Annotated in this window: 17 protein-coding genes; 9 read left to right on the forward strand and 8 right to left on the reverse strand. The window is 66.5% G+C overall.

Annotated elements, in window-relative coordinates; genetic code table 11:
- Positions 1–49: 49 nt before the first annotated feature.
- Positions 50–2005, reverse strand: coding sequence for a diguanylate cyclase domain-containing protein (locus ACY48M_RS06070; protein WP_462819378.1), 1956 nt, complete (start codon positions 2003–2005; stop codon positions 50–52).
- Positions 2006–2204: 199 nt separating this feature from the next.
- Here ACY48M_RS06070 and ACY48M_RS06075 point away from each other — a divergent pair, with 199 nt between their 5' ends.
- The 4 genes from ACY48M_RS06075 to ACY48M_RS06090 are packed head-to-tail and all read left to right on the forward strand — an operon-like array spanning position 2205 to position 5768.
- On the forward strand, positions 2205–2870 hold the full coding sequence (locus tag ACY48M_RS06075; protein WP_462819379.1) for an EAL domain-containing protein: 666 nt from the start codon (positions 2205–2207) through the stop codon (positions 2868–2870).
- 42 nt (positions 2871–2912) lie between these two features.
- Positions 2913–3614, forward strand: coding sequence for a TetR/AcrR family transcriptional regulator (locus ACY48M_RS06080; protein WP_462819380.1), 702 nt, complete (start codon positions 2913–2915; stop codon positions 3612–3614).
- Entirely contained in the window at positions 3611–5338 is a 1728-nt protein-coding gene (locus tag ACY48M_RS06085) for an MDR family MFS transporter (protein WP_462819381.1), read from the forward strand. Before ACY48M_RS06080 ends, ACY48M_RS06085 begins: the two co-directional genes overlap by 4 nt.
- Before the next feature lie 34 nt (positions 5339–5372).
- Positions 5373–5768, forward strand: a complete 396-nt coding sequence (locus ACY48M_RS06090) for a YchJ family protein (RefSeq protein WP_462819382.1) — start codon at positions 5373–5375, stop codon at positions 5766–5768.
- Between the two features lie 16 nt (positions 5769–5784).
- Here the strand turns inward: ACY48M_RS06090 and ACY48M_RS06095 are convergent, their stop codons facing one another.
- A complete protein-coding gene (locus ACY48M_RS06095) occupies positions 5785–6600 on the reverse strand; it encodes a DUF1206 domain-containing protein (RefSeq protein ID WP_462819383.1) in 816 nt (271 codons plus the stop codon).
- Between the two features lie 129 nt (positions 6601–6729).
- On the opposite strand from ACY48M_RS06095, the gene ACY48M_RS06100 reads away from it, so the two are divergent.
- Both ACY48M_RS06100 and ACY48M_RS06105 read left to right on the forward strand, forming a co-directional pair.
- Positions 6730–6903, forward strand: a complete 174-nt coding sequence (locus tag ACY48M_RS06100; protein WP_462819384.1) for a CsbD family protein — start codon at positions 6730–6732, stop codon at positions 6901–6903.
- Positions 6904–7094: 191 nt separating this feature from the next.
- A complete protein-coding gene (locus ACY48M_RS06105) occupies positions 7095–7793 on the forward strand; it encodes a Pr6Pr family membrane protein (protein WP_462819385.1) in 699 nt (232 codons plus the stop codon).
- 214 nt (positions 7794–8007) lie between these two features.
- Here the strand turns inward: ACY48M_RS06105 and ACY48M_RS06110 are convergent, their stop codons facing one another.
- The gene (locus ACY48M_RS06110; RefSeq protein WP_462819386.1) at positions 8008–8301 is read right to left on the reverse strand and encodes an acylphosphatase; all 294 of its coding nucleotides are present in this window, start codon (positions 8299–8301) and stop codon (positions 8008–8010) included.
- 62 nt (positions 8302–8363) lie between these two features.
- Between ACY48M_RS06110 and ACY48M_RS06115 the strand changes: the two genes are divergently transcribed.
- The 3 genes from ACY48M_RS06115 to ACY48M_RS06125 all read left to right on the forward strand — a co-directional run bounded on the left by ACY48M_RS06115 (position 8364) and on the right by ACY48M_RS06125 (position 12509).
- Positions 8364–8891: a DUF1697 domain-containing protein gene (locus ACY48M_RS06115; RefSeq protein ID WP_462819387.1), complete on the forward strand. Its 528-nt coding sequence runs from the start codon at positions 8364–8366 to the stop codon at positions 8889–8891.
- A gap of 56 nt (positions 8892–8947) precedes the next feature.
- Positions 8948–9640 carry a Pr6Pr family membrane protein gene (locus ACY48M_RS06120; RefSeq protein WP_462819388.1) on the forward strand — a complete coding sequence of 231 codons (693 nt, stop codon included), beginning with the start codon at positions 8948–8950 and terminating at the stop codon, positions 9638–9640.
- A gap of 112 nt (positions 9641–9752) precedes the next feature.
- A complete protein-coding gene (locus tag ACY48M_RS06125) occupies positions 9753–12509 on the forward strand; it encodes a lamin tail domain-containing protein (RefSeq protein WP_462819389.1) in 2757 nt (918 codons plus the stop codon).
- A gap of 50 nt (positions 12510–12559) precedes the next feature.
- Here ACY48M_RS06125 and ACY48M_RS06130 read toward each other — a convergent pair whose 3' ends face one another.
- From ACY48M_RS06130 to ACY48M_RS06150, 5 genes are all read right to left on the reverse strand, one after another.
- Entirely contained in the window at positions 12560–13414 is an 855-nt protein-coding gene (locus ACY48M_RS06130; protein ID WP_462819390.1) for a DUF4190 domain-containing protein, read from the reverse strand.
- Positions 13415–13648: 234 nt separating this feature from the next.
- The gene (locus ACY48M_RS06135) at positions 13649–14356 is read right to left on the reverse strand and encodes a M50 family metallopeptidase (protein ID WP_462819391.1); all 708 of its coding nucleotides are present in this window, start codon (positions 14354–14356) and stop codon (positions 13649–13651) included.
- A gap of 75 nt (positions 14357–14431) precedes the next feature.
- The gene (locus ACY48M_RS06140; protein WP_462819392.1) at positions 14432–15130 is read right to left on the reverse strand and encodes a PKD domain-containing protein; all 699 of its coding nucleotides are present in this window, start codon (positions 15128–15130) and stop codon (positions 14432–14434) included.
- A 134-nt stretch (positions 15131–15264) separates the two neighbouring features.
- A complete protein-coding gene (locus tag ACY48M_RS06145; protein ID WP_462819393.1) occupies positions 15265–15813 on the reverse strand; it encodes a hypothetical protein in 549 nt (182 codons plus the stop codon).
- Positions 15814–15959: 146 nt separating this feature from the next.
- Complete coding sequence (locus tag ACY48M_RS06150) at positions 15960–16283, reverse strand: cupin domain-containing protein (protein ID WP_462819394.1); 324 nt, start codon at positions 16281–16283, stop codon at positions 15960–15962.
- Positions 16284–16307 lie beyond the last annotated feature (24 nt).

Below are 16307 nucleotides of genomic sequence, written 5' to 3' on the forward strand. Positions count from 1 at the left end.
GTCTCAGTCTGACCCTGCCTCCACGCCGCTGCGCGTATCGATGCTGGCGTTACGGACGCTTCATCGCCGACTTCGCCGAATACATGGCGTGGTCGGCTCGGTCGAGCAGGCTCGGGGCATCGAGGCCCAACTCGAGATCGGCGACACCGATGGCGACGCCCACCTCAAACTCGCGGCCGTTTACCACGAACGGTGTGGCGAAGCTCTCGCGGATGCGCTCGGCGACGATCGGTTCTTCGCCGGGCTTGGTGTTTTCACAGAGGACAACAAACTCATCACCCGCGAGTCTCGCCACGGTGTCGCCGTCGCGCACAGACGCTTCGAGTCGCCTCGCTGTTTCGATGAGAACCTCGTCACCAGCCAGGTGGCCGTAGCGGTCGTTGACGGCCTTGAAATCGTTGAGGTCGAGAAAGAGCAGCGTGAAGTGGTGGCCGCGGTCGGCGCGTCCGATGGCCTTGTCGACACGGTCGAGCACGAGCCTGCGGTTGGGCAGGCCTGTCAGCGCATCGACGAGCGCGAGCTGGGCGAGTTCAGCCTGTGCACGTCGCAGCATGGTGTCTTCCAGCTCGCGCGCGAGCGACTCTGCGGAGAGGCGGTTGCGCGTATTCCATACCTTTGAGCGGTCGGTAATCTGCTCCGTCCACGGCGCCGGGGTTTCGCCAGGTTCGGTCACAGAGCCCATGGGAAGCCAGCGCACCGTGCGTTCGACCGGCCGCCGCACCCAGCACAGATAGTCGCCGACCGACCCGACCGACGCGGCGAGCAGCCCGGCGACATTCGGCGCAGCGAGAGCGAGGCGAGGATGCAGTTGCCGGGCGTGGTCGGTCATGAGGGCGCCGTGCCGGCTCAACGTCTTGAGCCACACACGCACGGTTTCGTCGACCGCCGCAAGCTCGTCGTCCTTGAGGTTGCCGAGCACACGGCGGTCATCGCCGATCGAGATGATCGCGGCATCCGCGGCAACGAGACGAAGCAGATCTGACAGTGCATCGCGGTGTTCGGCGTCGTGCGACGCCGCGCTCAAGTCGACGCTTCTGACGATGCGGCGCTGCAGCTCTGCGATCTCGGCTCGGCGTTGAGCGTCGGCCGAACGCTGGATCGTGTCGACCCGCGCGTGAAGTGCGCGCGCATAGAGTTCAGCGGCCGATCGAACCAGCGGCGTCACAGAGCGTGGTGTCACAGAATGCGAGACGATCGCATACGACGTGTCGTCGAGCCCAGCGAGGTGAAGGATGAAGCTCGCGGCCGCGCCGAGCGACCGCGTGATCTCGAAGCGGGCGGCGAATGGCCGACGAAGTGGCGAAAGCGAGAGATCCCACGGCCGACCGTGTGGGTCGACCCTTGGCACGATCAGCGACGGCACTTCGTCAACGTTGTGCGCACTGACGGAGCGCACCGACATGAGCTGCACGCGCTCGGTCACCGGGCCGGCCGTCGGCGGAAAGTGAAAGCCGCGGCACGACGACATCTCACCGCTGAGTGACTCTGCAATGACCTCGCCGTGACTGTCATTGTGAATGCGCACCGCCATGGTGCGGTCGAACCGCAGAAGATCGCGGATGTTCTCGCACCCCTCCTCCCAGAGCTCATCGATGTTCTCGATGTACTCGATGCGCTCGATGGAGGTCGCGAGCCAGAGGGTCGTATCGGTATCGGCATCGTCGGTCACCGGTTCGAGGTGCACCATTGGCTGCCTGAACGCGGAGGTCAGGGTGACGAACCACTCGGTGCCCGCGAAGTCCTGAGCGCGGATTGGCCCGAGGCGCTCGACCCCCGGTGACACTTTGCGCTGTTTCGGCCACCGAATGAAGTCGACGACGGGGCGCCCGAGTATCTCCTCAGGTCGCACCCCCCACAGCGTTTCGCACGAATCGGAGATAGAAACGACGACAGCATCCGGGAGCCTCGAGCTCGCGCCGATGACAATTCCATAGCGGTGTATGAGCCCGGAGGAGTCTGGCACAAAGGGGTGGGGATCGGGAATCGTCGAGGGCCTGGGGGTCATCTGGCCGGCACTACGGTGAACGCCGTCTGAAGCGCTGGGCTCGTTGGGGCGCTGCACCGGGCTCCCCCCGTGGATGCGATCGTCCATTCGCCCGCTCCGCCTTCGGTACGCCATCAAACCGTTCCGTTGTAGGGTCAGAGTAGCAGGACGGCGACACCCGCGAGTGGTGACGAGTCTGTGCCGAAGAGGGAGTTTTGCTGTGAAACACGAGGTGGTGTTCCAGCCAATCGTCCGCCTTGCCGACTGGCAAATCCTCGGCTATGAGGCTCTCGCGCGATTTGAAGACGGACGCTCGCCGATCGAGCACCTCTACGATTCCCGCAAGCTCGGTGACCTGGTCGAGCTTGAGTTGGCACTCATCGCGACGGCGCTCGACGAGAGCAGGGAGCTGCCCGCCGAGCACTTTGTTGCGTTCAACGCGAGCGCCGAAACGCTCGTAGATTCACGTCTGGCGACCATGATTCACGAGAATCACTCCCGAGAGTGGGGTATCGAACTCTCGGAGATGTCGGCCGTGAGCTTCTATGACCGGCTTCAGGAGGTCATTCGTGATCTCGGCGTCGTGCTGCTCATCGACGACGCGGGTGCCCGGTTCTCTGACTTGGAACGGGTGGCAAAGTCAGCACCGTCGATTGTGAAGGTCGACAAGAGCGTGCTGAGCGCGGCCACGGATGCTGTGCCCGACACGACCGGGTTGGCGAAGTACTGTGCGGCGGCACATGAGGTGGGCGCGCTCGCGCTCGCAGAGGGTGTCGAGACTCCCGATCAGGTGCGGTTGCTCGTCAAGCACGGCTACGAGCTCGGGCAGGGGTACCTCTTCGGTCATCCCGCCCCGGCCGCGACGTGGGGCGACCGCGCACGCTAGGACAAGTTGCACTCTGATAGTGAGAGTGCAAGAATGCACTCTGTGACCGAAAGTGCAATTGAGACACCTGCGGTACTGCGTCGTGCCCGCACGCGGCGCGAAATTTCGGCCTACGCCCGCCAACTCACCGCCCAGTCGGGCCTGCAAGGCTTCACGGTCGAGGACCTCTGCGAGCACGTGGGCATTTCGCGCCGCACCTTCTTCAACTACTTTCCGGGCAAAGAGCAGGCGGTGCTCGGTCACCACAACGACGAGTTCGACCCCGCCGTTGTCGCAGCGTTTCTCGATGGCCGCCTCGACGGCACTGTAGGGATCTCGCCGACCCTCGTCGAAGACCTTGTCGCCTTCGCCGTCACCAACTTCGACACCATCGGGCTCACGCCAGACGGCGCCTACGGTTTCGTCGAAGCGGTGCGCACCGAGCCGAAACTCTTCACGCAACTCCTGCGTCGCATCGAAGAAAACGACCGCTACCTCGCGCTGATGGTCGCCGCCCGCGAGGGTCTCGACTCAGAGCATCCGGTGCCAAAGGCGGCCGTGACCATCGTCAGCGGCCTCATGCGCTCGAGCATGCAGCAGTTCATCGCCCCCGGCAACACCAAAATGCTTTCAGACATCCTCGACGAGCAGGTGCAGGCGGCAAAGACCATCTTCGCAGCCGCCTGCGGCGCGCCCCCGAACCGCACCACCACCATCGCCACCGGTGCCGATGATCTCCCCACAACAAGGCAAGGAACTCCATGACGTCAATGACCGCGCACGCGCCTGTGGCGCTCACTCAGCGCCGAATCTGGATCATCTTCTCCGCGCTCATGGCCGGCATGATGCTCGCGAGCATCGACCAGACGATTGTCTCGACCGCCATGCCGACCATCGTCGGCCAACTCGGCGGCGTCGAGCACCAAGCCTGGATCACGACGGCCTATCTGCTCGCCACCACGATCGTCATGCCCATCTACGGCAAGTTCGGCGACGTGCTTGGCCGGCGCAACCTGTTTCTCCTCGCGATCGGCATCTTCACGATCGCCTCAATCGGGTGCGCATTCGCCGGCGACTTCTGGAGCCTTGTCGCGTTCCGCGCGATGCAGGGGCTCGGCGGCGGTGGGCTCATGATCCTCTCGCAGGCGATCATCGCCGACATCGTGCCGGCGAGCCAGCGCGGCAAATACCTCGGCCCCATCGGCGCCGTCTTCGGCATTTCGGCCGTCGCTGGCCCGCTCTTGGGCGGCTTCTTCGTCGACCACCTCACCTGGCAGTGGGCCTTCTACATCAACATCCCGATCGGTGTCGCCGCGTTCCTCGTCGCGTGGTTCGCTCTGCGACTGCCGAGCAAGAAGGCGACAAAAAAGATCGACATCCTCGGGGTGATGTTCCTCTCGAGTGCCACAGCCTGCCTCATCTTCTTCAGCGAATTCGGCGGCAGCAGCACCTACGGCTGGACTGCGCCCCAGACCTGGGCATGGGGCGCCGGCATGCTCGTCGCCGCAGTGCTCTTCGTGTGGGTTGAGTCGCGAGCGCAGGATCCGATCATCCCGCTCGGCTTCTTCAAAAACCCCATCTTTGTCAACGCGACTGCGATCAGCTTCACGCTGGGCCTCGCCATGTTCGCAGCAATCGCGTTTGTGCCGACATTCCTTCAAATGTCATCCGGCACCTCGGCTGCCGTGTCTGGTCTATTGATGGTCCCCATGATGATTGGCCTGATGGGCACCTCAATCTGGTCTGGCCTCGCCATCTCGAAGTCCGGAAACTACAAGCGCTACCCGATCGTCGGCACGCTGCTGACCGCCTTCGCAATGCTGGCGCTCACCGGACTCAGTGTCGAAACTCCCCTCTGGCTCATCTGCGTGTACCTGTTCTTCTTCGGCGCAGGCCTCGGCCTCGTCATGCAGGTCATCGTGCTCGTGACGCAGAACGCGGTCGACCCGAAAGACGTCGGCACGGCGACAAGCACCAACAACTACTTCCGCGAGGTGGGGGCGTCACTCGGCGTCGCGATTTTCGGCGCACTCTTCACCAACCGCCTCGCCGAAAGCCTCTACGGCGTCTTCACCGACGCTGGCGCCAGCGCAGAAGAGGCCGCCACGGCGACCGCGACCCTCGACCCGCAAACCCTCGACCAGCTCTCGGGCGAGGTGCGCGAGGGCGTCGTTTCAGCGTATGCAGATTCGCTCGCACCCGTCTTCTGGTACCTCATTCCGTTCATGCTGCTGGCATTCGTGCTCGCCCTCTTCCTCAAGCAGATCCCGCTCTCCAACAAAGCCGGCATGGTGGCACGCGGAGAAGCCGTCGATGGGGTAGACGCTGACCGGCTCGACGCTGAGCAGCGGGCTGCGCGGATCGGCGCCGGGCGTGCTGGTGCCGGGCGTGCGAGCGGTGCGGGTGCGGGCAGTGCGCTGGATGCCTCGAGCACAGCGGATGCCACGGAGACGAGCGATGCCGGGGGCGACGAGCGGCGACGCGAGTAACCACGCGACGGTGTGCGTGGGCGAGGATGGTCGGATGACTGCAGCCCCAACGCGATGCCCGTGCCTCAGTGGAGAGCCGTATGACGGATGCTGCGGCCGCTACCACCAGGGCGAAGCATCCGCCCCCACTGCCGAACGCCTCATGCGTGCACGCTTCTCCGCCTTCGCGGTGGATCATGCGGCCTACCTGCTGGCGACGTGGCATCCATCGACGCGGCCGGCGTCGCTCAAGCTCGACGAACACCTTCGGTGGTACCGGCTCGACATCGTGGGCACGGAGGCCGGCGGGATCGGCGACGCGGCGGGCATCGTCGAATTCACGGCGTACCACCGGCCGAAGCCTGGCATCGATGGCGAGGCGGGGCAGCTGCACGAGGTGAGCCGCTTCGTGCGGGTCGGCGGTGAGTGGAGGTACCTCGACGGGAGCTGACGTTGTGGGGGTTTGTCTACCGGCGAATGTAGACGGCCCGCGCGGCGAGATACAGCCCGTGGATCATGAACCCGCCGGCGACCGCGAAGAGTGGCCACGGCCCGGTCGGCAGCCCGGCGAGGTAGCGGATGGCACCGTCGAGGCCCGACGTCCAGCTCGAGTCGGTGAAAAACGCGCCGCCCGCGAACAGCGCCCCGACCATGAGCAGGGAAAGACCCTTCATGACGTGGCCGATGATGCCGATGACGATGACCGCAGTGCCGACCCAGTTGTGCGGTGGCGACGTGTCCTCGAGAAAGTTGCGCGTGACGCCCCGGAACACATACGCCACCCCGACTCCGCCGACGATGCCGCCGATCGCGGCGAGCACAAACACGCCGCCGGGCAGGTCGATAAGCACACTGCTCACGGTTTGCGTCGACTCCGCCGCATTCGGCCGGCCGCCGACCGCGAACGCGAGTGCCGCGAAACCGACCGCCGTGAACGCGATCGCCTTCACATGGTTGCGGAGCCACCGCGGAAACACTTTCGATTCATCGGGGCGCACCGTGAGCGACCCCGTCCACTGCCACACGCCGAGTCCGACCAGCGCTGCCGCCGACACCCAGAGCAACACGACGCCACCGGGGGTGTCGGCGATCGCCTCAAGCGCCCCAGTCTGATCGGCGTGGCCCTCATAGCCTTCTGCGACCGAGAACGCGAGCACGCCGATAAGGATGTGCACGATCGCGCTCGCGATAAGCCCGGCACGCGCGAGAGAGCGCACCAGGCGGCTGTGGCTCGCCCGCCGCATCCGGCTTCGCGCGCGGGCCCTGCGGCTGAGAATCGTCACACTCCTATCTACCATGGCGCGCAGCATCCGTATCGACCTGAGAGTCATGTGGGAGTCAGCGCACCTTCTGCGAAGCGGGACTACCGTCGCAAGCACCTGAACGTCAATCGAGAAAGGGCGGTGACCCCCATGGGTGCATCTGAAAAGTTTGAGAACACGACGCAGGACCTCGGCGGCAAGGCGAAAGAGGCGGCCGGCAAGGCCACCGACAACGAGAACCTCGAGGCGGAAGGCAAAGCCGACCAGGCCGGAGCCAACCTCAAGAAGGCCGGCGAGAACGTGAAGGACGCGTTCAAGAACTAGTTCGGCCCCTGTCGACGCAGGGCGGCGGCGCTACGGCGTTGCCGCCTTCGCCATGTCCGCCGCGTCGACCCATCCGCCGGTTGAGTAGGCGCGCCAGCGCCGGATCGAAACCCGCCCGTCGCTCGCCGGTTGAGTAGGCGCGCCAGCGCCGTATCGAAACCCACCCGCCCCCAACCTTTAGGCTCCTACCCATGCCATTCGTCGCTGTTGCCGTCCGCCTCGTGCTGCTCGGGGCGAGTGGCTACGGTCTCTTCCTCAACACTGGTCTCTCCGACGGCGCCCTCAGCCTCGAAACCTTCAACTACTTCACGATCCTCAGCAACGCGCTCGTGTTCGGCGTGTTCGCCGTGCTGACCGCACGCACCGTCGCGCAGGTCGTTCGCCCGCATCCCGTCACACCGGTGCTCCCACCCGTGCTCGCCGGGCTTGTCCTCGTTGCAATCTCTATCACCGGCATCGTCTACAACTTCGTGCTGGTGCCGCGCGACGTCGCCCTCGGCACCTATGAGGGCGGCGACCTCGCCGACACCCTCGTGCACACGGTCGTGCCGCTGCTGGTGCTCGCCGACTGGGTGCTGTTCGCGCGCAAAGGTCGATTCCGCTGGTGGTTCGCGTTCGTCTGGCTTGTGGTGCCGGCCGCCTATGCGGTGTTCGCGCTCATCCGCGCCGAGGTTGGCCCCCTGCTCAGCAGCGTCAACAGCCGCTACCCCTACTTCTTCCTCGACATCGACGAATTCGGCTGGAACGCCGTGCTGCTCAACATCGGCGGTCTCTTCATCGCCTTCCTCGCGATCGGCTTCATCTTTTTCGGGCTCGATTGGGCGCTCGGCCGGCTGCAGCGCGCGCTCGGCGAGCGGAGCGAACGCGCGCAGGGTGCCTTGCGCGAGTGATGTGGGCGGATGCTGCGCTCGCGAGTTGGGCGCGGGTTGGGGTTGGGCCGGGCGTGTGCCGGGCGTGGGTCGAAGCATCCGTGAGAGGTCAAATGTTGCGCCAAGAGCGCGCCGGAAGCGCGAAAAGTGACCTCTCACGGGGTCATCGCTCGAGGGAGATCGCCAGGGCATGATGCGCGCGGACAGCGCGCGACGGCGCGCCTCCCCGGAGGCCTCAGCGGATTGTGAAGCCGGTCCCGTCGATCGGCGGGATGTCCTCATGTTCGACGCGGTCGACCCGCGCAAACTGTGAGCCCCGGTGCAGAAACTCGAGCATCGCGGCGACCTGCGCCGGCGTGCCCTGCACTTCGGTGAGCACGGTGCCGTCGCTCTGATTTTTCACCCAGCCGCTCGCACCAATCTCGGTGCCGTGCCCGGCGGTTGCCCAGCGGAACCCGACCCCCTGCACCCCACCGTGCACCACGGCGCGGATGCGGCGGTCGCCTGTGGGGGAGGGTGGGGCATCCATTCTTCTATTGTGCGATGCGCGCGCTGCGGCGGGAAGATGCAGCGCGGTGCCATGCTGGGCGCATGACGCGACGGGTGTGCATGGTGCGGGCGGTGAACGTGGGCGGCACGGCACGCCTGCCGATGGCGGAGTGGCGGGCCATCGCCGAGGAGCTGGGGGCGACGGATGTCGCGACCTACATCCAATCGGGCAACCTGGTGTGCACGCCGCCGAGTGACGCCGACAGGTTTGATCGTGCGCTGGAGCAGGCTGTGGAGGAGCGCTTCGGGTTCTTTCGCGAGGTGATCTCGCGCGACCGGTCTGACCTCGTGGAGGCGCTCGAGGCATACCCGTTCGGCGACGAGGAGCCAAAGTTCGCGCACATCGTGTTCCTCGTCGGGGAGCCGACACCAGAAGCCGTCACGGCCGCCCGGGAGGTGCCGACCGGCGACGATGTGTGGTCGGTGCGGGGACGCGAATTGTTTGTGCGGTACGCGAATGGGGCAGGCCAGGCGAACCCGGGAATGACGAAGGTGGGCCGGCTGCTCGGGGTCGCCGGCACGTCGCGCAACCTGACGACAGTGCGCAAACTCGTGGCGCTCGCCGAATGAGTGGCGCTCAGCGAACGAATCATGGTGTGATCGACTCCTACGAGGGTGGGAGAACGATGCGACCTCTGTTCGCGGTGTTGCGTGCGGTGATGGCGTTGGCGATTGTCGCGGCGGTGATCGGCCAGCTGCTCACGAGTCTCGACTTCTGGACTGCCCGCGGCGATGAGAACATCCCCGGTGATGTCGTGAACTTTTTGAGTTTCTTCACCATCCAGTCGAACGTGTTCGCGGCGGTCGTGCTGGCGATCGGTGCGGTCACGCTGCTGCGGCGCGGGGTGACGGATGCCCCGTGGTTCGCGACCCTTCGCGCGGCCGCAACCACCTACATGGTGACGACCGGCGTCGTCTACAACCTGCTGCTGCGCGGCATCGAATTGCCGCAGGGCTCGACCCTCGCGTGGTCGAACGAGGTGCTGCACCTGGTGGCGCCCGTGTATCTGCTGCTCGACTGGCTGTTCGCGCCCGGTCGGCGTCCGCTGCCGGTGCGCAAAGCGGGGCTCATCGTGATCTATCCGATCGTGTGGGTTGTGTACACGCTCGTGCGTGGGCCGTTGCTGTTCGATGAGGGGACTGGCGCGTCGTTCTGGTATCCATACCCCTTCTTGAACCCGAACCTGTCGGAGAACGGATACCTGTCTGTCGCGTTCTATACCGTGCTCATCGCGCTGGTGATTTGCGCGGTCGCGGTGGGGGTGCTGTGGGTGTCGCGGCGGTGGGACGCGTCGTCCCGAGCCGAACCGGCTTTCTAGACAGCGCTCACCCCGGCGCAGCCACAAAGGCTCCTGCGCCGTTCACCCGCGGTTCACCCCCGCTTCGGTCGGCGTCGCCATGCTCGGCAGCATCCGAACCGAAAGGCCTGCCATGCCCAAATTTCAGCGTCGCGCCGGCATTGCCGCCGTCGCATCCGCTCTGCTGCTCGTGCCACTGTTCGTTGTCGCCCCGCAGGCGAGCCTCGCTGTGGCGGCGCCGCTCTCGCCGGTGGTGATCAATGAGGTTGAGTCTGACGGTGGCACGCCGGGTGACTGGGTCGAACTGGCGAACACTGGCACCGAGGCGGCGGATGTGTCGGGCTGGATGATTCGCGACGACAACGACACGCGGCAGTACGTGCTGCCGGCCGACACCATCATTCCGGCCGGCGGGTACCTCGCGGTCGATGTCGACACCGAGACGGCGGAGAATGCGGGCTTCGGCCTGGGCAGGGCCGACATCGCGCGCCTCTTCACGGCGGACGGCACCACCCTGGTCGACTCGTTCGCGTGGGACGGCCATGCGGCCACGACCTACGGGCGGTGCGCCGACGGTGTCGGTGAGCTCCGCGAAACGAACGCCGCGACGAAGGCGGCTGCGAACGACTGTGAGGTGCGGGCATCCGATGCCGTGCGCATCAATGAGGTCGAGTCGAGCGGCGGCACCCCCGGCGACTGGATCGAGCTCACCAACATCGGCCTCGGCGAGGCGGATGTTTCGGGGCTGATCGTGAGCGACAGCGACGACACGCACACCTACGTGGTTCCTGAGGGCACCACCATCCCGGTTGGCGGGTTCTTGGTGCTCGACGAGAGCACGTTTGGTTTCGGGCTCGGCGGTGCCGACTCGGTGCGGGTGTTCGAGGACGCGACCCTGATCGACTCCTATAGCTGGACGGCGCACGCGGCGACGACCTACGGCCGCAACCCCGACGGCATCGGCCCGTTCGAGGCAACCTCGGAGCCAACGAAGGGCGCCGCGAATGCGTTCGCGCCGGCCGCAGCATCCCCAGTGCGCATCAATGAGGTTGAATCGAACGGTGGGGTTCCCGGTGACTGGATTGAGCTCATCAACACCGGCGCAGAGCCCGTCGATGCGAGCGATTGGCTCGTAAAAGACAACGACGACACCCGCACTACCCGCATTCCGGCTGGCACGATCATCCCCGCTGGCGGATACTACGTGATCGAGGAGTCGCTGCTCGGCTTCGGGCTTGGTGCTGCAGATTCGGCGCGCGTGTATGCGGCGGATGGCTTCACGGTGATCGACGAGTACTCGTGGACCTCGCACGCGACGACCACGTTCGGCCGCTGCCCGGATGGCACGGGCGAGTTCATCCTCACCGGCGGCGGCACGAAGGCGGCTCCCAATGCGTGCGACGGCCCCATCGACGAACCCACCGACCCCACCGTCACGGAACCGTGGCCTGGCGGCTCGGCAGTGTCGGTGGTCGACAGCGCCGACACGTTCGAGGGTGACCTCAGTGGGCTCGTGCACGAGGCAGACGGCACAGAGTCCGGTGCACTGTGGGCGGTGCAGAACGGCGACGGGCTGCTCTATGAGCTCGCGTGGGACGGTTCGGTCTGGGCCGACGCCGGCATGCGCACCCTGGCCTATGCCGACGGGACGGGCACGCCAGATGCTGAAGGTGTGACGGTGACCTCGGCCGGTTCATCGGGCGGGGTCTACGTCGCGACCGAGCGAAACAACGATGCGAGCGGGGTGAGCCGACCGTCGATCCTGCGCTACGACGTCGATGGTGCGCTTGCGGCGCCGGGGGCGACCCTGTCGGCGACAACCGAGTGGAATCTCGCATCCGATCTTCCCGTGCTCGGCGGCAACGGCGGGCTTGAGGGCATCGCGTGGATTCCGGATGCTGCGCTCACCGAGGCCGGCTTCATCGACCAGTCCACGGGCCTGGCCTATGTGCCCACCGACTACCCGGGCCACGGAGATGGACTCTTCTTCGTCGGGGTGGAGCAGAACGGGCTCATCTACGCGTATGCGCTCGCCGATGACGGCACGTTCGATCGGGTTGCATCATTCTCGAGCGGATTCGCCGGGGTCATGGAGCTGGCGTATGACACGGCATCCGGCTCGCTGTGGGCCGTCTGCGATGAGGTGTGTGAGGGCCGGATCGCCGTGCTCGACGTGGTCGACGGTGCGTTCGCGGTCGAGACGGTGTATGAGCGCCCGACCGGCATGGAAAACATCGCGAACGAAGGCTTCGCGTTTGCGGCGACCTGTCTCGACGGGGAGCGCGCGGCGTACTGGGCCGACGACGCCGACACCGACGGGCACTCGCTGCGCGCTGGGACGCTCGACTGTGGTGCTGCGCCGGGTGACGGTGACGGTGGCGGCGATGGCGGTGGCGACGGTGATGGTGGCTCCGGTGGTGACGGCGGCTCGGGCGATGGCACGACGCCGCCTGCGGCCGGTGAACCGCGCAACCCCGCGGCATCCGATGACCAGCTGACCGACGCGACCCGCGGTGGTGTGTCGGCCCCAGCATCCGCGATGCCTGGCCAGACCGTGACGGTCACGGTGGGTGTGCTGTATGCGGGCCAGTCGGTCGATGTGTGGCTGCACTCGACGCCGACGTTTTTGGGCACGCGCACCGTGAGTGCGGCGGGCACCGTGTCGGTGGTCATCCCGGCAGGCACGCCGGCGGGCGCACACCGACTGGTGGTGCTCGCGGCCGACGGTTCGGTGATCGGGTGGACCGACATCCGCATCGGCGCCCTGCAGGCGACCGGCGCAACGGATGCTTCGGGTCTCGGCGTCGCGGGCCTCAGCCTGCTCGGGCTGGGCTTGGGGCTGCTGGCGGTGCGGCGACGGTTCGCGCGGGCGGGCGTGCTCGCGCGCTGACAAATGGGGGTGGCGACACTGTCGCCACCCCCACGTTCAGCGCGGTGTGCCTACTGGACGGCGACGAAGAACGGGTTGCCGCCCCACAGGTCGGAGACCGTCCAGGCGCCGGTCTCGATGCTGTCTGACGGCACCGCGATGACGACGTTGGCTGTGCCGCTGGCGCCCGGGTACAGGTCGTTGTTGTCCATCATGGTCGGGGCCGGCGCGACGACCAGGGTGTCGCTCTCCGTGTGGGTTGTCCCCGCTGCCGTGACAAACTCGATCGAAAGGTCGAGCCAGGGAGTTCCGGTTTCTGTGCCCGCGTAGGTGAACGAGACCGGCACCATGATGTACTGGTGGCCTGCTGGTGCCGCATCGTTGAACATGTTCGCCTCGGCAACAGCAGCATTCGCATCCAGCACCGTGGTGCCGAGCGTGATCTCATAGGTGGGGGCGCCGTTCGACGACATTTCGATGACCGTGCCGACGGGTGCCGGGTTTTCGCGTGTACCGATGTCACTCTCCGCGGGTGCCTCATCACCCTCCGCGGCGGCTTGGTCTGTGGCCGACTCCTGCACGGAGGTCTGTGGCAGCGCGTCGTCGACGGCCGAGATGAACCCTGCCGTGTAGGCCACGGCGAGCACGATTGACAGGATGAGGGCGACGCCCGAGACGATCGTGCCGGCGAGTGCCTGACCCTTCGGCTTCGCCTTGCGGGTGAGGCCGATGATGGCGAGGACGAGCCCGACCACCGCGATGAACCCCGTCACGTAGTTCAAGAAGGGGATGATGGAGCCGACCAGGGCGACGATACCGACGATGAGCCCGGCGAGGCCAAGGCCGTTCTTCGCCTTGGGCGTTGCGGGTGGTGCGGGAGCTGCTGCCGGCGTCGGCGCCGGCTCGGTGAGCTGTGAATCGGACATAGTTCTCCTTGTGATGTGGTGCGGATGCTCACGCGCCTACGGCGCATGGCAGGGAAGTTCGCCCTCTCGTGAAGGCAGCGTGCAGGAGCGGTTCCCCTTAGCTCACTGCATTAGCCAGTATTCCGGATGCCACTGACATTCCTTCAACTCCCGGCCGAACTGGGGGTCCGGTGCGCGGTGCGGCGCCCCTGCAGCCCGGCTAGAGCTGCCGCGGCTGCGCCCGCACCCTCTGCCTCAGCCGAGGTACCAGAGGTATGCCCAGATGGCGAGCGCCCAGCATCCGGCGATCACGACCGCGAAGAGCAGCAGCCAGACGGGCGACGGCACGCCCGTGTGCTTGAAGAGCAGGTAGGCGTCGGAGGTGGCGAGCTGGTCGCGGCGGCGCGTGTGCACGGCGATGACGGCGCCGAGGCCGCGCACCGAACCGACGAGGAGGGCGATGCCGAGGACGAGCAGCGCGTAGGCCTGCACGTCGGCGGGGGCGGTGAACCACAGGGCGGCGCTGACCGCGATGGAGGCGAGCACGACGAGGACGCCGAAGAGGTTCCGGATGACGAGCAGCGTCAACACCAGCACGACCCCGCCCGCGAAGAGGGCGATCGACGGGTAGCCGGCGAACACGGCCCACAGCTGGCCGGCGCCGACGATTGCCGGTGCCGGGTAGCCCATGAGGCCGCTGACGATGGCGCGGCCCGAACCGATGCTGAGCGCTTCGCCGGAGTGGTTGCGGCGAATGCGGATGCCGCGCACCACCCGCCCGGTGAGGATCGCCGCGATCGCGTGCCCAAGCTCGTGCACGAGGGTGGTGAAGAGGCCGAAAATGTTCCAGGTCGCGCGCGGGATGCTGATGAGGGCGGCGGCCGCCACGATCGCGAGCATCACCCAGGGGGAGAGGTCGATGGGCGCGGCGCGGGTGAAGAGGGTCTGCCAGTCGAAGTCCATCTTGTGAGTGTGGCACGGTGCCGGTCCCGCGTTGTTCAGGGGGGCGTTGCAGCTCTGCGCTTCAGCACCCGCGGCTCAGCATCCGGGGCCGGTGGGGTCTTGCGTGCAGTCTTTGTCGACGAGCACCGTGTTGATCGTGACGACCTGCAGCGATAGGGGGGCGGATGCGACGGCGAGCGTGCCCGGGACGCTCCACCACTGCCCGTCCGAGGCGTAGGCGGCACGCACCACGTAGTGGGTGACGAGCGTCACCGAGTAGGTGCCCTTCTCGCTGTAGCGGTGGCTGCTCGGCGTGGGGTCAAACTCGCTGAGGCCGAGTTCAGCCCAGGTTGCACCGGGGGTGGTGACCATGCGGGAGGTGCCGTCGCCGTAGTGCCACTCGTAGGCGACCGGTGTGAACTCGGCGGATGCTGGTTGACCGAGAAGTTGCCCGGTGCGGGTGTGGGTGGTGGCGGCAGCGATGAAGTTGGTGTGCAGATTGCGGAGGGCAACCGCGCCGGGCTCGGCAGCGGGAGCGGCAGGCGCGGGTGCGAACGAGACGAAGTCGGAGATCGTGACCGGCGCAGCCGGGTCACGCTCCCCGTCTGGAACGACCCAGCACGCGCCGTCGACCCAGACGTTGCCGGGGCACGGGTCGTGGGGGAGCCAAGCCACTGGTTCTGGTGCGAGGGTCTGAATCGGTGTCCCGGTGCCCGGTGGCGACACGCCGCCCTGCCGAGTCTCCGTCGCCTCGAGCTGCAGCACCCCGCCTTCGAGCGAACTGTTTACAAGCACTCGAGCCGCGGGAGATTCGGATGGTGCGGGCGGCGGCGGGGGAGGAGGTGTTGGGGTGGGCGACGGCATAGCAGCGCCGTGCAGCGTCGCTGAAAGGACCCCTGCCCAGAGAACCGTCTTGACGGCGCTACGCACTAACAGACCTGGTCGACCCATGGCTCCGTCTTGTCCAGAAGCAGGGTCGCCTCGGTGTCGAGACTGCGTGTGAGAGATACCTGATGAGGTATTCGTGCCGCCGTGGCTTGATCGACATATGTTGCACCGGACGGATCAACGATCTGAACTACCGAATGGTCGATGCAACTTGTCACGATGAGATGGACGCCGTCAGTCGATGTGTACATCTGCTGGAAGGAAGTCGAGACGACGGAGTAGTCGCCTATCTGGGTCAGCTCTTGCCGCTGGAACGCGTCTGCCAGCTCGATCTCGACTTCCAACTGCTCGTCGGTGACGAGAGATTCAAAGATCTCGACTCCGTCGCCCCCGGACTGGAACACCTCGTTGGTCGCGGCCCAGTACTCCTTGATGAGAGCGTCGGCTGCAGCGAGCGCCTCCTCTTCGGAGTCGAAGGGCGCCGACGACGCGGCGGGGGAGGGTGAGGTCCGCTCGGCCGGGGAGGCTGTGCACCCGCCGAGGAGGAGCGCCAGCACGGCGAGCGGTGCGAGGGCGGTGGGGCGCAGCATCCGGTCAGCGTATTGCGGTGCCGAGGGGGTCGACCGGAACTTTCCACAGGAGCGGCCGGGCCTTGCCCCGCGCCCGGCGGCGAGGTCCGACTCGTGCACCCTGCCGCGCCGCGGGAAGGTGCACAACCCAGATCTCAGGGCGTCGGTCAGCCGATGAGCGTCAGCATCAGCCGCGAGTCGGCGACCGCCTCGACCTCGTGTCGCACCCCGCTGTCGAAGCGCACGATTGTGCCCGGAACGAGCGTGTGCGTCGTGCCTTCACTCGTCACCCGCAGCATCCCGTCGAGCGCCTGCATAATGAGCGTCTTCGGCGCAGCGTGATCCTTCAACACGTACCCCGCCTCAAACGCGAGCACGACCACCCGCACATTCTCGGACTTCAGCACAGTGTGATGCCCCAGCTTGCCCGGTTCGATGGGGGCGTTCGCGAGCAGGTCGGATACGACGGTGACTGCGGATGTTTCGCTCATCACGCCAGCGTAGGCGGCATGGTG

Source organism: Homoserinimonas flava (assembly GCF_054969005.1).

Coding starts and splice junctions, on each gene's coding strand:
- ACY48M_RS06070 (WP_462819378.1), bottom strand. CDS start 2,005: ATGACCCCCAGGCCCTCGACGATTCCCGATCCCCACCCCTTTGTGCCA.
- ACY48M_RS06085 (WP_462819381.1), top strand. CDS start 3,611: ATGACGTCAATGACCGCGCACGCGCCTGTGGCGCTCACTCAGCGCCGA.
- ACY48M_RS06090 (WP_462819382.1), top strand. CDS start 5,373: ATGACTGCAGCCCCAACGCGATGCCCGTGCCTCAGTGGAGAGCCGTAT.
- ACY48M_RS06100 (WP_462819384.1), top strand. CDS start 6,730: ATGGGTGCATCTGAAAAGTTTGAGAACACGACGCAGGACCTCGGCGGC.
- ACY48M_RS06105 (WP_462819385.1), top strand. CDS start 7,095: ATGCCATTCGTCGCTGTTGCCGTCCGCCTCGTGCTGCTCGGGGCGAGT.
- ACY48M_RS06110 (WP_462819386.1), bottom strand. CDS start 8,301: ATGGATGCCCCACCCTCCCCCACAGGCGACCGCCGCATCCGCGCCGTG.
- ACY48M_RS06115 (WP_462819387.1), top strand. CDS start 8,364: ATGACGCGACGGGTGTGCATGGTGCGGGCGGTGAACGTGGGCGGCACG.
- ACY48M_RS06120 (WP_462819388.1), top strand. CDS start 8,948: ATGCGACCTCTGTTCGCGGTGTTGCGTGCGGTGATGGCGTTGGCGATT.
- ACY48M_RS06125 (WP_462819389.1), top strand. CDS start 9,753: ATGCCCAAATTTCAGCGTCGCGCCGGCATTGCCGCCGTCGCATCCGCT.
- ACY48M_RS06130 (WP_462819390.1), bottom strand. CDS start 13,414: ATGTCCGATTCACAGCTCACCGAGCCGGCGCCGACGCCGGCAGCAGCT.
- ACY48M_RS06135 (WP_462819391.1), bottom strand. CDS start 14,356: ATGGACTTCGACTGGCAGACCCTCTTCACCCGCGCCGCGCCCATCGAC.
- ACY48M_RS06145 (WP_462819393.1), bottom strand. CDS start 15,813: ATGCTGCGCCCCACCGCCCTCGCACCGCTCGCCGTGCTGGCGCTCCTC.
- ACY48M_RS06150 (WP_462819394.1), bottom strand. CDS start 16,283: ATGAGCGAAACATCCGCAGTCACCGTCGTATCCGACCTGCTCGCGAAC.